A 15,102-nucleotide genomic window follows, 5' to 3' on the forward strand; every position below is an offset into this window, starting at 1 on the left:
TGTCCGCGGATCAGGCACGCGTGCCCGCGCCGTGCGACGCCGACACGCGTGCACCGACGGCGGACACGCGTGCGCAGGTGGCGGACACGGCTCAGCGGGGGCGGCCGGGGACGCCGGGCCGGGTCTGCCAGGGGAGCGGGCCGCCGAGCGGCCGGTACTCCACGCCGAGCGCGTCCAGGCGCGGCAGGTGGTGGTCCCGCAGCCGGGACAGGAACCCGGCGTGGTCCCGCGGCCCCGTGCTCCACGCGACCTCGGCGAACGCCGCCAGCCGGGGAAAGGCCGCGTAGTCGACCCGGCGCACCGAGTCCAGGTGCTCGGTCCACACCTGCGCCTGCACGCCCAGCACGCCGGGACCGGCGGGTGGCTCCCAGCCGTACACGTCGGCGAGCGTGCGCACGTACCCGACCGGGATCGGCTCGTCCGGGTGGTCGGACTGCCGGTGGTCCAGGTACACCCGGTCCTCGGGGCACAGCACCACGTCATGGCCCGCGGCCACGGCCCGCCGCCCGGCCTGTTCGTCCCGCCATGCTCCGATAACGGTGCCCGGCGGCAGCGCCGGGCCGTCGAGCACCTCGTCCCACGCGAACGGCCGCCTGCCCCGGGAACGCACGTGTTCGGCGAGCCGGGCCACGAACCGGCCGTGCTCGGGTGTCGCGCCGGGCACCTCGTCGCCGCCGATGCCGATCACCGGCCCGGGGAAGACGTCGAGCACCTCGTCCAGCACCGCCCGGTAGAAGTCCAGAGTGGACTTACTGGGGTCGAGGACGTCCTCGCACACACCCCAGGACGTCCACACGTCGACCCGCCTGCCGCCGCCGAGCTCCGGATAGGCGGCGATCGCCGCGCGGGAGTGCCCCGGCACGTCGATCTCCGGCACCACGGTGATGCCGCGCGCACCGGCGTAGGCCACGATCTCGCGCAGGTCGTCCGCCCGGTAGCAGCCGCCGTGCGGCCTCCCGTCCCGCTCCGGGCCGTCATGCCTGCCGACCATCGACTCCCGCCGCCACGCGCCCACCTCGGTGAGCCGGGGGAACCGCGGCACGTCGAACCGCCAGCCCTGATCGTCGGTGAGGTGCAGGTGCAGCACGTTGAGCTTGTGCGCCGCGAGCAGGTCGGTGAACCGCAGCACCTCGGCCTTGGTCCGGAAGTGCCGGGCCACGTCCAGCAGGCAGCCGCGCCAGCCGAACCGGGGCCGGTCGGTGACGACTCCACACGGCAGCCGCCACGGTCCACTGTGGATATCGGCGGCCCGGAACGCGTCCGGCCCCTTCAGCTGCCGTAGCGTCTGCCCTGCGTGGTGGGCCCCGGCCGCGTCGGCCGCGGTGATCCACACCCCGTCGGGCGTGATCTCCAGGCGGTAGCCCTCGGCGGGCAGCTCGGGCGAGAAGGAGACCTCCGGTTCGCGGCCCGGGGCGAGCAGGCACTCGCCGGGCCGCGGCTCCACCGAGACGGGGCGGGGGAGGAGGGTGCCGAACCCGGGCACGCGGCTCACCCCTTCACCGCGCCGGCCAGGCCGGACACAAGCCTGCGCTGCACGAGCACGAAGAACACGAGCACCGGGACGGTCATCAGCGTCGAGCTCGCCATGATGGCGCCCCAGTCGTTCTCCTCGGGCTTGAAGAAGACGAGGATGGCCTGCGGCAGCGTCTGGTTCTCCGTCTTGGAGATGATGAACGTCTTCGCGAACAGGAAGTCGTTCCACGCGTGGATGAACGCGAGCACGCTCGTGGCGACCAGGCCGGGCAGGACCAGCGGGAACAGGATCTGCCAGGTGAACCGCAGGCGGCTGGCACCGTCGATCCGCGCCGCCTCCTCCAGCTCCACGGGCACCGCGGCGACGAACCCGCGCAGCATCCAGATCGCGAACGGCAGGCTGAACGCCAGGTGCACCAGCACCAGCGAGCCCAGCTCGTTCAACCCGAACGCGGGCACGACGTCGCCGACCGAGCGCATGAGGAAGAACAGCGGGATCGTGAGCGCCTCGATGGGCACCATCTGCGCCACCAGCAGCATCACCAGCAGCACCGTGCGCCCGCGGAACCGGAACCGGGTCAGTGCCACCGCCGACAGGAACGACATCAGCAGCGAAAGGGCGACCACCGCGGTGGCCACGACGACGCTGTTGAGGAAGTACCGGGCGAATCCGTCCACGGTGAGCACGCGCTCGAAACTGTCCAGTGTGGGCGCCCACGTCCACGGCCGCGGGTCCGTGGACTGGATCTCCCCGGCCGGTTTGAGCGCCGAGAGCACCATCCAGTAGAGCGGGAACGCCACGGCGGCCGCCACGAGGACGGTGACGATCTCGGCGAGCAGCCTGCTCCTGCGACGTGTCATGTCAGCTCCACGCTCCGCCGCTGCGACCGCACGTACAGCGCGGTGACCGACAGCAGGATCAACGTCATCACCACGCCGATGGCGGCGCCCTGGCCGTACTCCTGGCCCGCGAACGCCTGCTGGTAGGCGTACACGTTGAGCACCAGGTTGCGGCCGGCGACGCCCCCGCCGTTGGTCATCACGTAGATCTGGGTGAACACCTTGAAGTCCCAGATGATCGACTGGATGGTCGCGATCAGCAGCAGCGGCCGCAGCATCGGCAGGATCACCGCCGTCGCGATCCGCGGCCAGGAGGCACCGTCCAGCGAGGCGGCCTCCACGACCTCGTCCGGGATGCCCTTGATCCCCGCGTACATCGTGACCATGACGAACGGGAACGAGCACCAGATCACCTCCATGGCCACCAGGCCGAAGGCGCTGTAGGTGCCGAACGTCCAGGAGTGCCCGGCCATGCCGTCGAAGCCGAGACCGGCCAGCACCTCGTTGACGAGGCCGAAGTCGGCGTCGAACAGGAACAGCCAGACGTAGGATCCGGCGACGGCGGGGGTCGCCCACGCGCCGAGCGCGGCCAGGAACAGCAGCATCCTGGGCACCGCCCGGACCCGGCTGGCGAGCACCGCGAGCGCCGTGCCGACGGCGAGGCTGCCCACCACGCACACGGCGGCGAAGCCGAGGGTCTTGGCGAGCACCACCCAGAACTGGGTGCGCCGCAGCAGGTCGGCGTAGTTCTCCAGGCCGAGGAACACCAGCGGCGCGTTCCCGGCGGCCTCCGCCTGCCCGTAGTCGTACAGCGAGATGACGACCAGCTGGTAGATCGGGTAGGCCAGCACCCCGAGCAGGAGCACCGCCGCGGGCGCGAGGTACAGCGCGGCGGACCGGCCGTCCCGCCCGCGGCGCCGGGTGCGGCGCGCGGGCGGGACGGCCGTCCTGGCCGGGGCGGGGGTGAGTTCCCGGGTCGCCATCTATCCGCCGAAGGCCTCGTTCATCTGCCGCTCGGCGTCCGCCAGCGCCTCCCGCGCCCGCGCCTCTCCGGTGGCGATGCGCTGGATGGCGGTGGGCAGCACCCCCTGGGCGTCGATCTGCGACCAGGCCGGGGTGGCGGGCACGAAGCGCGTCCCCGCGGCCATCGACTCGACGAAGGGCTGCAGGAACGGGTCGTTCCTCGCGAGCTCCCGTTGCACGCTCGCCAGCGTGGGCAGGTTGCCCATCGCGGAGTACATCTCGGACTGGTACTTCGGGCTCGCCAGCAGCTGGGCGAACTCGACGCCGAGGCCGCGTCGCTCGCTGGCGCCGAACACGCCGAGCAGGTTGCCGCCCGCGAACGCCGGCGCGATCGAGCCGCGCTCGGTGCCCGGCAGGGGCACGACCGCGTACTTGCCCTTCAGGCCGCCCTCCTCGACCGCCTTGCGGTTGAAGTCGCCGCCGATCGTCATCGCCGCCTTGCCGCCGGCGAAGGCCTGCACGCTCTGGGTTCCGGTGAAGTCGGCGCACTGCTCGGGCGGGCAGATGCCGGGGGAGATGAGGTCGGCGAACGCGGTGACGCCGCGGATGGCCTCCGGGGAGGTCAGCGCCGAGGTCCACTGCCCGTTCTCCGGCCGGGCCAGCTCGCCGCCGGAGGCCCACAGGAACGGCAGCATCGCGTAGACGTACTTGCCGCCCACGGAGATGCCGTACATGTCCGGCTTGGCCTGCCGGACCGCCCTGGCGGTCTCGGCCAGCTCGGCGAGCGTCGCGGGCGGCTCGAGCCCGAGCTCGGCGAAGACGTCGGTGCGGTAGTACAGCGCCCTGATCCCGGTGAACCACGGGATTCCGTAGACCTTGCCGTCCACCGTGGCGGTGTCGAGCACGTCCGGCAGGAGGTCCGCACCGTGCTCCCAGCTCTCGACGTCGCCGGTGAGGTCCGCGAAGGCGCCCGCCTCGACGTAACCGGCGAGGTCGGTGTTGCCGAACTCGGCGACGTCCGGGGCGTTGGCCGGGTCGTTGAACGCGCCCGCGAACTTGTCGGCGCGGCTCTCCACGGCGATCCACTGGACGTCGACGGTGACGCCCTCGTGCGCCGCCTCGAACTCGGCGATCGCCTGGTCGACCACCTTCTCCTTCGGGTCCCGGTTGGCCTCGTCGAACAGCCACACGCGCAGCGTGCCCGTGCGCTCGTCGCCGCCCTCCCCGGTGGAGCCGGACTGCGCGGGGGCGCATCCGGCCGCGACCACGAGCGCGAGGCTCGCCGCGATGGTTCTGAACTTCATGTCAGCCTCCGTTGCAGAATATGCAACTAAGATTTCGTAATAAGCAACGACGATAGGTCGCCGTGGCGGCTACCACAAGGGGTCTAGACCAGTTCGCCACCCGAACCGGGCGCCCCGCCCAACGCCCCCAAGGCCACCTTGGTTGCGTTGGGTGCGACCAAGGTGACCTTGGGGGCGGTCAGACGGCCACGAAGGCGGCCGAGGGGAGTGGAAGGGTGCCCGCTGGCTGGCCGGGCAGGCCGGTCCGCCGGTCGCGGGGCAGCCACGTGACCGTTCCGGAACGCTGGTTGGCCACGTGGAACCAGCCGCCCGTCGCGTCGAGCGCGAAGTGCCGGGGCCACACGCCCCCGGTGGGCACGGAACCCAGCCGGGTCAGCCGCGTGCCGCCCCCGGCGACGGCGAACGTCACGATCGTGTCCTCGCCGCGGTTGGTCGCGTAGCAGAACCGGCCGTCCGCCGACACGAGGATCTCCGCCGGGTACTGCGGCCCGGCCACGTCGTCCGGCACCGTTGGCACGGTCGCGACCGGCGTCAGCCGCCCGCAGGCCGCGTCCCAGCGCGCCACGGTGATCTCCGGGCGCAGCTCGCCGAGTACGTACGCCACCCGGCCGTTCGGGTGGAACGCCAGGTGCCGGGGCCCGGCGCCGGGCGGCAGCCGCAGCCGGTCGCGTTCCGCGAGCCGCCCGCGCCGCGGGTCCAGCCGGTACACGTACACACTGTCCGCGCCCAGGTCGACGGCCAGCACCCAGCGGCCGCTCGGGTCCGGCAGCACCTGGTGCGCGTGTGCCTGCCGATCCTCCCCGGTGTGCCGGACCAGGTCCGTGGCCTCGCCGAGCCCGCCGTCGTCCCGGATCGGGTGCACGACGACGCTGCCGTCGGCGTAGTTCGCGGTGAGCAGGTGCCGCCCGCCAGGGTGCACCGCGAGGTGGGTGGGCGCGCCGCCGAGGGTCGGGCGGCTCCCGAGAACCGTGGGTCTGCGGGGATCGCGCACGTCCAGCGCCGTGACGCTGCCCTCGGGTACCCGCTCGTTGGTCACGTACAGCGTGTTCCGGTGCCGGACGAGCCATGACGCGTCCGGCACCGCCACGGTCCGCTCGGCGGTGAGCTCCGGCCCGCGCGGGGGACGGGTCACCACGGTGAGCCCTGCCTCGGCGTAGCCGCCGAGGTAGCCCACGCGCTCTTTCCGGTGCCCGGCGGCCGCCACGGGCGCGGCCAGCAGGCCGCCGAGCCCGGCCGCGCCCGTGGCGGCGAGGACGGTGCGGCGACTCGGTCCGTACATGATTGACCTCCTTGATGTGGACGACCATGAGCGCGGCCCGCCGTGCGCGGGTCACGCCGCCCGCCCCCGGTGCCGCAGGGATCCGCCGGCGAGCGCGCCGGTCGGCCTCCCGTCGTCGATCGCGGCGACGCCGTTGACGAACACGTAGGGAATGCCGGTGGCCCGGCGTCTCGGCTCGGCGAACGTCGCCGTGTCGGCGACGGTGTCCGGGTCGAACAGGACGAGGTCGGCGGCGTGCCCCGCGCGCACCAGGCCCCGGTCGGTCAGCCCGAGCCTGCGGGCCGCGCGGCCGGTGAGGTGCGCGACGCACTCCGTCAGCGACAGCACCCCCAGCTCGCGGACGTAGCGGCCGAGGTAGCGGGGGAACGTGCCCCACGCCCGCGGGTGCGGCCGGTCGCCGACGAGCAGGCCGTCGCTGCCGCCCGTGTGCGCCGGGTGCCGCATGATGGCGCGCACGTTGTCCTCGTGCCCGACATGCATCAGGCACGAGGTGCCGAGCCGTTCGGCCACCAGCACGTCGAAGTACAGCCGCGCCGGGGTGGTGCCCTCGGCGCGGGCGGACTCGGCGACGCTGCGACCCACCAGGTGCGCGTGGGCGGGATCGCGCACGCCGTTGATCTCGATCGCCGACCAGTCGACCGGCACGCCGTGCGCGCCGTCGGAGCCGGTCTCCTCCAGCTCGATCCTGATCCGCTCCCGGGTGTCTGGATCGGACAGTCGTGCGAGGGTGGCCTCCTGGCCGCCCTCCGCGGCCCAGCTGGGCAGCAGCGCGGACAGGTACGTCGCCCCGGCCAGGTACGGGTAGCTGTCGAGGGAGATGTCGCAGCCGTCCGCGATCGCCTCGTCGAGCAGCGCCAGCAGTTCGGGCGCCCGCCCCGCGTTGACCGGGAAGTTCATGGTCGCGTGGGCCAGGTGCAGCGGGCATCCGGCCCGCCGCGACACCTCGATCATCTCCGCGTAGGCGGCGAGCGCGCCTGCGCCGTAGCCGCGGTGGTGCGTGTCGTGGAACCCGCCGAGCGCCCCGACCACCTCGCACAGCGCGACCAGCTCGGCGGTGTCCGCGTACATGCCCGGGGTGTAGGTGAGACCCGACGACATGCCGAACGCGCCCTCGCGCATCCCCCTGGCCACGAGCTCGCGCATGGTGTCCAGTTCGGGCTCCGTGGCCGGCCGCCCGGCCCAGCCGACGGTCAGCATCCGCACGGTGCCCTGCGGAACCAGGTAGGCGGCGTTGACGGCGATGCCCTCGTCCAGCCGGTCGAGGTACTCGCCGACCGAACGCCAGTTCCAGTCGAAACCGGGCGGATCGCCGTTCCACCCGGCCAGCTGCGCGCGCAGCGCGTCCAGCGTCCGGTCGTCCACCGGGGCGTAGGACAACCCGTCCTGGCCGAGGACCTCGGTGGTGACGCCCTGCGACACCTTCGCCAGGTGGTCCGGTTCGGCGAGCACCCGCAGGTCGGAGTGGGAGTGCATGTCGACGAACCCGGGCGCGAGCACCAGCCCGGTCGCGTCGACCACCCGCCGCCCGGTCAGCGTGCCCGGCCCGCCGACCGCCGCGATGCGGCCCTCCCGCACCCCGACGTCGCCCAGGTACTCCGGCGCGCCGGTGCCGTCGGCGACGCGCGCGCCCCGCAGCACGATGTCCACCTGAAACCTCCCTCGATGCCGGTCGTGCGTGAGAAACGTCGTGCGAACCACGTTTCTCACGCACGAGGGGTGACCAGCCGCTCAGAAGTAGGTCCGCACGAGGTCGACGACGGTCTCGCCGTCCGCGCCGACCACCGGGAGCAGCGGCCACTTGTCGAACACCGTGCACGGATGGGACAGGCCGAGCCCCACCCAGTCGCCGACCTCCAGCGGGGAGCCCGGCGGCAGCGCCACGAACGCGTGCTGGTCGTTGAGTGCGGTGACCGTGTGCCCGGCCAGCGGTACCGCACCGGCCGCTCCCTGCGGCCGGTGCAGCCGCGGCACCGGGAGCCCCTCGTCGAAGGACGCGTCGCGCTTGCCGAGGGTGAGCAGGGCCAGTTCCGCGGAGGGCCGGGAGGTGACCTGCGCCCAGGCGAGCAGCGCGGGCCGGAAGGGGGTGCCCGCCACCCGGGGTCGTTCCCCCAGTGGCGACACGGTCCGGTAGAAGCCGTCGTCGTGGGTCAGGTAGGCGCCGCTGCGCAGGACCGGCAGCACGGCAAGGCCGGCGGGCCAGCCGGAGGTGATGCCCTCGGCCACCCGGTCGAAGAACGCGCTGCCACCCGCCGTGACCAGGATCGGCCGGGCCGGGTCGAGCAGTCCGCGTTCGGCCAGCGCCAGCGTGAGCGCCCGCAACTCGTCCACATAGGACGTCACCCGGGCCAGCGCGGCGTCACCGGCGTCGTGCGCGAGCGCGCCCTCGTAGCCCCCGGTGCCGGCCAGCCGGAGCGCCGGGCTGTCCCGTACGGCCGTGGCCACCGACAGTGCCGTGGCACGGTCGCGCACGCCGGTGCGCCCGCCCTCGGCGCCGAGTTCGAGCACCACGTCGACCGGCCTGCCCGCACCCGCCGCGGTGAGGGCCCGCGTCATCAGCTCGGCCCCCCGCACCGAGTCGACCCAGCAGCAGAACTCGAAGCCGGGATCGCGATCGAGCTCGCCGGCGAGCCAGTGCAGTGCGGCCGGGTCCACGAGTTGATTGGCCAGCACGATCCGGGACACGCCGAACGCGCGGTACACCCGCAGCTGGCCCGCCGTGGCCGCGGTGATGCCCCATGCGCCGTGGTCGAGCTGGCGGGCGAACAGCTGCGGCGCCATCGTGGTCTTGCCGTGCGGCGCGAGCGCCACGCCGTGCCGGGCGCACCAGTCCGCCATCGTGCGCAGGTTGTGCTCCAGCGCGGGCTCGTCCAGCACCACGAACGGGCCGAGAAACCCCGCGGCGCCGTCGAACAGCCGGACGCCGCGGGCGGCGGCCTCCGCGAGCGACAGACCGTGCAGCGCGGCGGGGACGGCCCGGAACCGCCAGTCGAGCCGCTCCTCGTGGATCCTGCGCAGCGCTGCCCGGTCGAGGGTCCCCGCGGTCACCGGTGCGGACACCCGACACTCCGTTGCGCTATGTGCAATGACAGTTGCATGAAACGCATTGGAAAGGTGTAGCATCGCCGGGGTGGCAGGTCAACGCCGTCCGCGCACGCGGCGAACAACGGAGGGGAACCGGTGGCCGAGGTGGTCTGCGTCGGGGAGTCCATGGCGGTCTTCGTGCCCGCGGAACCCGGCCCGGCGCACGAGGTGCGGACCTGGAAGCGCACCACCGGAGGCGCCGAGTCCAATGTGGCCTGCCACCTCGCGGCGCTCGGCGTGCCGAGCGCGTGGGTCAGCGCGGTCGGCTCCGACTCGTTCGGCCGGGCGGTGCTGACCGAGATCGCGGCCGCGGGAGTCGACGTCGCCTCCGTGCGCCAGGACCGGCACCGGCCGACGGGGCTCTACGTCAAGGAAAGCGCGGCCGGGGGCAGCCCGGTGCGCTACTACCGCACCGGATCGGCCGCGTCGGGAATGAGCCCGGACGTGCTCGCCGGGCTCGACCTCACCGGCGTCCGCCTCGTGCACTGCAGCGGTATCACGGCGGCGCTCTCGGACGGTTGCCGCGACCTCGTGCGGGCGCTGCTCGCGGCGCCCCGCGAGGGCAGGCGCGTGTCGTTCGACGTCAACTGGCGGCCCGCGCTGTGGGCGGGCCGGGACCGCTCCGTGCTCGCGGAGCTGGCCGGCCTCGCCGACATCGTGCTGGTCGGCGACGACGAGGCCGAGATCGTGTGGGGCACCGGCGATCCGGCCCGGCTGCGGCGGCTGCTGCCCGGCCCGGACACGCTCGTGGTCAAACACGGCGAGCGCGGGGCGACCCTGCTGGAACGCGGCAGGCCGCCGGTGTTCGAGCCCGCCCTGTGCGTGGACGTCGTCGAGCCCGTCGGCGCGGGCGATGCCTTCGCCGCGGGCTTCCTCGCGGCGACCCTGCGCGGCGCCGCACCCGCCACGCGGCTGCGCGCCGGGCACCTCCAGGCGGCCGCCACCCTGCTGACCCACGATGATGTGGGGGAGCCGCTTCCTCCCGACCTCGTCCGCACGCTCCTCGGCGCGGACCCCCGGGAGTGGACGGCGATCCGGCTGACCGGCGAAGGCGTGGTGCGGACATGAGCCAGAGCCTCGATCGCGCACTGACCCTGCTGACACACCTGGCCAAGGAACCGAAGACGCTCGACCAGCTGGCCGAGGAGATCGGGGTGCACAAGTCGACCGTGCTGCGCCTGCTGCGGACGCTGGAGGAGCACCACTTCGTGCACCGCGAGGGCGTCCGGCACTACCGGCTCGGCACGGCGCTGTTCGACCTGGCCAACCAGTCCCTCGAACAGCGGGACGTGCGGCGCAGCGCGGAACCGGCGCTCGCGGCGCTGAACGAGCGCACCGGGCACACCGTCCACCTGGCGAGCTACGAGGACGGCGAGGTCGTCTACATCGACAAGTTCGAGGGCCACCACTCGGTGCGGATGTACTCGCGGGTGGGCAAGCGGGCGCCCCTGCACTGCACCGCCGTGGGCAAGGTGCTGGTCGCCTCGTTCCCGCCACGGCGCAGGCAGGACGTCGCGGCGGGGCTCGACTACCCGGCGCTGACGGCCAGCACGATCACCTCCGCGCGTGACTACCTCGCCGAACTCGACCTCGTCGCCGAGCGCGGCTTCGCGCTGGACAACGCCGAGCACGAGGACTTCATCCACTGCGTGGCGGCACCGATCCGGGGAGCCCGCGGCGAGGTGCTCGCCGCGGCGTCGCTGTCCGTGCCCCGCGTGCTGCTCGATCTCGACGGGCTGCTCGCCCTGGTCCCGGACCTGCTGGCGGCGGCAGAGGAGGCATCCGCCCGCTGCGGATGGACCGGACACGAGAAGGGAAACCAGTAGATGGCCAAGGTCTCCACCAGCACCGAGGACGCGCCGCAGCCGGTCGCGTTCTACTCGCAGGCCGTGCGCAAGGGCAACATCCTGCAGGTCGCCGGTCAGGTCGGGATCGACCCGGCGACCGGCGCCGTCGTGCAGGGCGGGGTCGCCGAGCAGACGCGGCAGGTGTTCGCGAACGTGGCGGCCGTGCTCGCGGCGTCGGGGGCGAGCCTCGACGACGTCGTGATGATGCGCGCCTACCTCACCGACACCGCGCACTTCGCCGAGTTCAACGAGGTCTACAACGAGCTCGTCCGCGAGCCGTTCCCCGCGCGGACCACGGTCTACGTCGGCCTGCCGCAGGGACTGCTGGTCGAGATCGACGCCCTCGCCGTGCTGGACGGCTGACCGCGGCGGCCTGCGCGGTCAGCGGACCGGGCCGGTGTACTTCTCGCCGGGGCCCTGGCCCGGTTCGTCCGGCACCGCCGAGGCCTCCCGGAACGCCTGCTGCAGGGACTTCAGCCCATCGCGCAGCGGGCCCGCGTGCAGGCCGAGGTACTCGGCGCTGGCGGTGACGAGCCCGGCCAGCGCCGTGATGAGCCTGCGCGCCTCGTCCAGGTCGCGCCGCGGGCTCGTGGCCGGGTCCTCGTCGGCGAGCCCCAGTCGCTCGGCGGCGGCGGAAAGCAGCATGACGGCGGCCCGGCTGATGACCTCGACGCTGGGGATGTCGCCGAGCTCGCGGACGTCGGGGGAATCATCGGGCTGCTGAGGAACGTTATCCACCACGTCTGGTACCCTTCCACGAGCGACCAGCCCCCGAGTGATCGGGGGCCGCAAGTGGAGCCCCGCTCCCACCCGAGTCGCCGCCCGGAACCCCAGGGTTCCCCAGGTGGCCGGGTCCGGTCCCCGCGGATCGTGGATCCGCGGAGCACCTGGTCTCCCCAGGTGCAGATCGGGTTGAGGGCCCCGCGCGCGGGTACGTACGTACTGGCGACGGGGCCCGCGGTATGTGGGCACCAGGTCGAGATACGAGAAACAACGACACTTGGACCAAGGAGGCCCCATCAGCTCCGAGACGCGCATCAACGAGCGCATCCGTGTTCCCGAGGTTCGCCTCGTGGGACCGAACGGTGAGCAGGTCGGCATCGTCCGGATCGAGGACGCGCTGCGGCTCGCCCAGGAGGCCGACCTCGATCTCGTCGAGGTGGCCCCGCAAGCCCGGCCGCCGGTGGCCAAGCTCATGGACTTCGGCAAGTTCAAGTACGAGAGCGCCCAGAAGGCCCGGGAGTCCCGCCGCAACCAGCAGCTGACCGTCATCAAGGAACAGAAGCTGCGTCCCAAGATCGACCCGCATGACTACGAGACGAAGAAGGGGCACGTGTCCCGCTTCCTCGCCGCGGGCAACAAGGTCAAGGTGACGATCATGTTCCGCGGACGCGAGCAGTCGCGGCCGGAGCTGGGTTTCCGGCTGCTGCAACGGCTCGCCGACGACGTGTCGGAGCTGGGTTTCGTCGAGGCGTCGCCGAAGCAGGACGGCCGCAACATGACCATGGTGCTGGCACCGCACAAGAACGCGAAGGCGAAGTCGAAGGCGACGAAGGAGTCCGAGAAAGCCTGAGGCTTCCGGCTCGCACCGCCAGCACAGTCAGCAGCACACCGGGTTCCGGTGTGCTGCCGCATGAAAGAGGGATCAATGCCGAAGAACAAGACCCACAGCGGCACCGCCAAGCGCGTGCGGATCACCGGCAGCGGCAAGCTCCGCAGGCAGAAGGCCGGGCGCAGGCACCTGATGGAGAAGAAGTCCAGCAAGCTCTCCCGCAGGCTGGAGGGCACCACCGACCTCGCCGCTCCCGACGTGCGCCGCGTGAAGCGGCTCCTCGGCCGCTGACCACCACGACCGTGTAAACCCGGGGCACCCGCGCCCCCCGAGACCGACAGGATGGACCCGTGGCACGCGTGAAGCGGGCGGTGAACGCCCAGAAGAAGCGCCGCGCAACCCTCGAACTGGCCAGTGGTTACCGTGGCCAGCGCTCGCGGCTGTACCGCAAGGCCAAGGAGCAGACGCTCCACTCGCTCAACTACGCCTACCGGGACCGCCGTGCCCGCAAGGGTGACTTCCGCCAGCTGTGGATCACCCGGATCAACGCGGCGGCCCGCCAGAACGGCGTCACCTACAACCGGTTCATCCAGGGCCTCAAGGCCGCCGGTGTGGAAGTCGACCGGAAGGTCCTCGCCGACCTGGCGGTGAACGACGCGGCCGCCTTCGCCTCGCTCGCCGAGGTCGCGAAGCAGAACGTGCCGGCCGACGCGAAGAAGCCGGCCTGAGCCGCGACAGCAGCCGACCCGGGGACGTCTTCACCCACCGGACGCCCCGGGTCGTCGCCGCCCGGCGGCTGACCACCCGTTCCGGCAGGGACGACGCCGGCCGCTTCCTCGCCGAAGGCGCCCAGGCGGTGCGCGAGGCACTGCGGTTCGGCCGGGTGCACGAACTGTTCGTCACCGAGGCGGCCGCGCGGCGGCACCCGGATCTCGTCGCCGGGGCTTCCTCGGTGTCGTACATCGACAGGCGCGCCGCCGAGCTTCTCTCCGAGACCGTCACCCCGCAGGGCATCGTCGCCGTCTGTGACACCGTGGACGTCCCGCTGGCGAGTGCGCTCCGGGGAACGCCCCGGCTCGTGGCCGTGCTGGCCGGAGTGTCCGACCCCGGCAACGCGGGCACCGTGCTCCGCGTCGCCGACGCGGCGGGTGCCGACGCGGTCGTCTTCGCGGGCGACACGGTGGATGTGCACAACGGCAAGTGCGTCCGGGCATCCACCGGGAGCCTCTTCCACCTGCCGGTCGCCAGGGAGCGGGACCTCGACGTGGTGCTCGATTCCTGCGCGGCCGCCGGGTTGCGCGTGGTGGCCGCCGACGGCAGTGCCACCCACGCCACCGACGATCTCGAATCCACGCCCGTACTCGCCGAGCCCGCGGCGTGGCTGTTCGGCAACGAGGCGCACGGGCTGCCGTCCGCCGTCGTGGCCAGGGCCGACCACGTGGTGCGCGTGCCCCTCTACGGACGTGCCGAGAGTCTCAACCTCGCCACCGCGGCCGCCGTCTGCCTCTACGCGGCGGCCATGGCCGCCCGTCGCCGGATTGCTGACCGAGGGTGACCAGGGGCCTGCCACCCCGATCCCATAGAATCGGCCCGTCCATCGCTCACGTGTGCTCGCGCCTGCGTGGAGCCTGCCAGAGCCGTCACAGCGGACGCCGAGGAGTTATGTCCGAAGCCACCGACAAGCAAGAGGCCAAGCCGGCCGACCCGCTGGCGCCCGAGACTCTGCAGGCCGCCGTCGAGTCGGCCGAGAAGGAGTTCGCCGCCGCGGCGGACCTCGACCAGCTGGCCGCCGTCAAGCCCGCGCACCTCGGCGACCAGTCGCCGTTGCTGCTCGCCCGCCGCGAGATCGGCTCGCTGCCCAAGGAGCGCAAGGCCGACGCGGGCAAGCGGGTGAACGAGGCGCGCCAGGCCGTGCAGGCGGCGTTCGACGCGCGGCGCGCGGCGCTGCAGGCCGAGCGCGACGAGCGGGTGCTGCGCGAGGAGAGCGTCGACGTCACGCTGCCCTGGGACCGCGTTCCCCGCGGCGCGCGCCACCCGATCACGACCATCGCCGAGCGGGTCTCCGACGTGTTCGTCGGGATGGGGTACGAGGTCGCGGAGGGCCCCGAGCTCGAGGCCGAGTGGTTCAACTTCGACGCGCTGAACTTCGGCAAGGACCACCCGGCACGGCAGATGCAGGACACCTTCTACGTCGCGCCCGAGGACTCGGGTCTCGTGCTGCGCACGCACACGTCGCCGGTGCAGGCACGCGCGCTGCTGCACCGTGAGCTGCCCGTGTACGTCGTGTGCCCCGGCCGCACCTACCGCACCGACGAGCTCGACGCGACCCACACCCCGGTGTTCCACCAGGTCGAGGGCCTCGCCGTCGACAAGGGCATCACCATGGCGCACCTCAAGGGCACGCTCGACGCCTTCGCCCGTGCCATGTTCGGCGAGCGGTCGAAGACCCGGCTGCGCCCGCACTTCTTCCCGTTCACCGAACCGTCGGCCGAGGTGGACGTGTGGTTCCCGGAGAAGAAGGGCGGACCCGGCTGGGTCGAGTGGGGCGGCTGCGGCATGGTCAACCCCAACGTGCTGCGGGCCTGCGGCGTCGATCCCGACGTGTACTCGGGTTTCGCGTTCGGCATGGGCCTGGAACGCACGCTGCAGTTCCGCAACGGAATCCCCGACATGCGCGACATGGTGGAGGGCGACGTGCGGTTCACCCTCCCCTTCGGAACGGAGGCCTGAGTGATCGACAATCGCGCAGCGGGTCACTCGGGC

General features: G+C 72.7%; 16 protein-coding genes. 8 read left to right on the forward strand and 8 right to left on the reverse strand.

Annotation, left to right across the window (positions count from 1 at the left end; all coding sequences use genetic code 11):
* Positions 1-91: 91 nt before the first annotated feature.
* The 7 genes from B0I33_RS18975 to B0I33_RS19005 form a co-directional block, all read right to left on the reverse strand.
* A complete protein-coding gene (locus tag B0I33_RS18975; RefSeq protein WP_106180202.1) occupies positions 92-1,483 on the reverse strand; it encodes a beta-N-acetylhexosaminidase in 1,392 nt (463 codons plus the stop codon).
* A 5-nt stretch (positions 1,484-1,488) separates the two neighbouring features.
* Positions 1,489-2,334, reverse strand: a complete 846-nt coding sequence (locus tag B0I33_RS18980) for a carbohydrate ABC transporter permease (protein WP_106180126.1) — start codon at positions 2,332-2,334, stop codon at positions 1,489-1,491.
* On the reverse strand, positions 2,331-3,296 hold the full coding sequence (locus tag B0I33_RS18985; protein ID WP_106180127.1) for a carbohydrate ABC transporter permease: 966 nt from the start codon (positions 3,294-3,296) through the stop codon (positions 2,331-2,333). Before B0I33_RS18985 ends, B0I33_RS18980 begins: the two co-directional genes overlap by 4 nt.
* Positions 3,297-4,580: an extracellular solute-binding protein gene (locus B0I33_RS18990; protein WP_106180128.1), complete on the reverse strand. Its 1,284-nt coding sequence runs from the start codon at positions 4,578-4,580 to the stop codon at positions 3,297-3,299.
* A gap of 178 nt (positions 4,581-4,758) precedes the next feature.
* A complete protein-coding gene (locus B0I33_RS18995; protein WP_106180129.1) occupies positions 4,759-5,859 on the reverse strand; it encodes a lactonase family protein in 1,101 nt (366 codons plus the stop codon).
* Between the two features lie 51 nt (positions 5,860-5,910).
* Entirely contained in the window at positions 5,911-7,506 is a 1,596-nt protein-coding gene (locus tag B0I33_RS19000) for an N-acyl-D-amino-acid deacylase family protein (RefSeq protein ID WP_106180130.1), read from the reverse strand.
* An 81-nt stretch (positions 7,507-7,587) separates the two neighbouring features.
* The gene (locus B0I33_RS19005) at positions 7,588-8,916 is read right to left on the reverse strand and encodes an amino acid deaminase (protein WP_245900810.1); all 1,329 of its coding nucleotides are present in this window, start codon (positions 8,914-8,916) and stop codon (positions 7,588-7,590) included.
* Between the two features lie 129 nt (positions 8,917-9,045).
* Between B0I33_RS19005 and B0I33_RS19010 the strand changes: the two genes are divergently transcribed.
* The 3 genes from B0I33_RS19010 to B0I33_RS19020 are packed head-to-tail and all read left to right on the forward strand — an operon-like array spanning position 9,046 to position 11,150.
* The gene (locus B0I33_RS19010) at positions 9,046-10,008 is read left to right on the forward strand and encodes a sugar kinase (protein ID WP_181193371.1); all 963 of its coding nucleotides are present in this window, start codon (positions 9,046-9,048) and stop codon (positions 10,006-10,008) included.
* On the forward strand, positions 10,005-10,766 hold the full coding sequence (locus tag B0I33_RS19015) for an IclR family transcriptional regulator (RefSeq protein ID WP_106180132.1): 762 nt from the start codon (positions 10,005-10,007) through the stop codon (positions 10,764-10,766). Before B0I33_RS19010 ends, B0I33_RS19015 begins: the two co-directional genes overlap by 4 nt.
* The gene (locus B0I33_RS19020) at positions 10,767-11,150 is read left to right on the forward strand and encodes a Rid family detoxifying hydrolase (RefSeq protein WP_106180133.1); all 384 of its coding nucleotides are present in this window, start codon (positions 10,767-10,769) and stop codon (positions 11,148-11,150) included.
* An 18-nt stretch (positions 11,151-11,168) separates the two neighbouring features.
* Here the strand turns inward: B0I33_RS19020 and B0I33_RS19025 are convergent, their stop codons facing one another.
* Complete coding sequence (locus tag B0I33_RS19025; protein ID WP_245900812.1) at positions 11,169-11,525, reverse strand: DUF1844 domain-containing protein; 357 nt, start codon at positions 11,523-11,525, stop codon at positions 11,169-11,171.
* Between the two features lie 262 nt (positions 11,526-11,787).
* On the opposite strand from B0I33_RS19025, the gene infC reads away from it, so the two are divergent.
* The 5 genes from infC to pheS all read left to right on the forward strand — a co-directional run bounded on the left by infC (position 11,788) and on the right by pheS (position 15,069).
* Entirely contained in the window at positions 11,788-12,360 is a 573-nt protein-coding gene (gene infC / locus B0I33_RS19030; protein WP_181193363.1) for a translation initiation factor IF-3, read from the forward strand.
* 75 nt (positions 12,361-12,435) lie between these two features.
* Entirely contained in the window at positions 12,436-12,630 is a 195-nt protein-coding gene (rpmI, locus tag B0I33_RS19035) for a 50S ribosomal protein L35 (RefSeq protein WP_106180136.1), read from the forward strand.
* A 59-nt stretch (positions 12,631-12,689) separates the two neighbouring features.
* Entirely contained in the window at positions 12,690-13,067 is a 378-nt protein-coding gene (gene rplT / locus B0I33_RS19040) for a 50S ribosomal protein L20 (protein ID WP_106180137.1), read from the forward strand.
* Positions 13,064-13,894, forward strand: coding sequence for a TrmH family RNA methyltransferase (locus tag B0I33_RS19045; protein ID WP_106180204.1), 831 nt, complete (start codon positions 13,064-13,066; stop codon positions 13,892-13,894). Before rplT ends, B0I33_RS19045 begins: the two co-directional genes overlap by 4 nt.
* 107 nt (positions 13,895-14,001) lie before the next feature.
* A complete protein-coding gene (pheS, locus tag B0I33_RS19050; RefSeq protein ID WP_106180138.1) occupies positions 14,002-15,069 on the forward strand; it encodes a phenylalanine--tRNA ligase subunit alpha in 1,068 nt (355 codons plus the stop codon).
* Positions 15,070-15,102 lie beyond the last annotated feature (33 nt).

The organism is Prauserella shujinwangii (assembly GCF_003001955.1).
Classification (GTDB): domain Bacteria; phylum Actinomycetota; class Actinomycetes; order Mycobacteriales; family Pseudonocardiaceae; genus Qaidamihabitans; species Qaidamihabitans shujinwangii.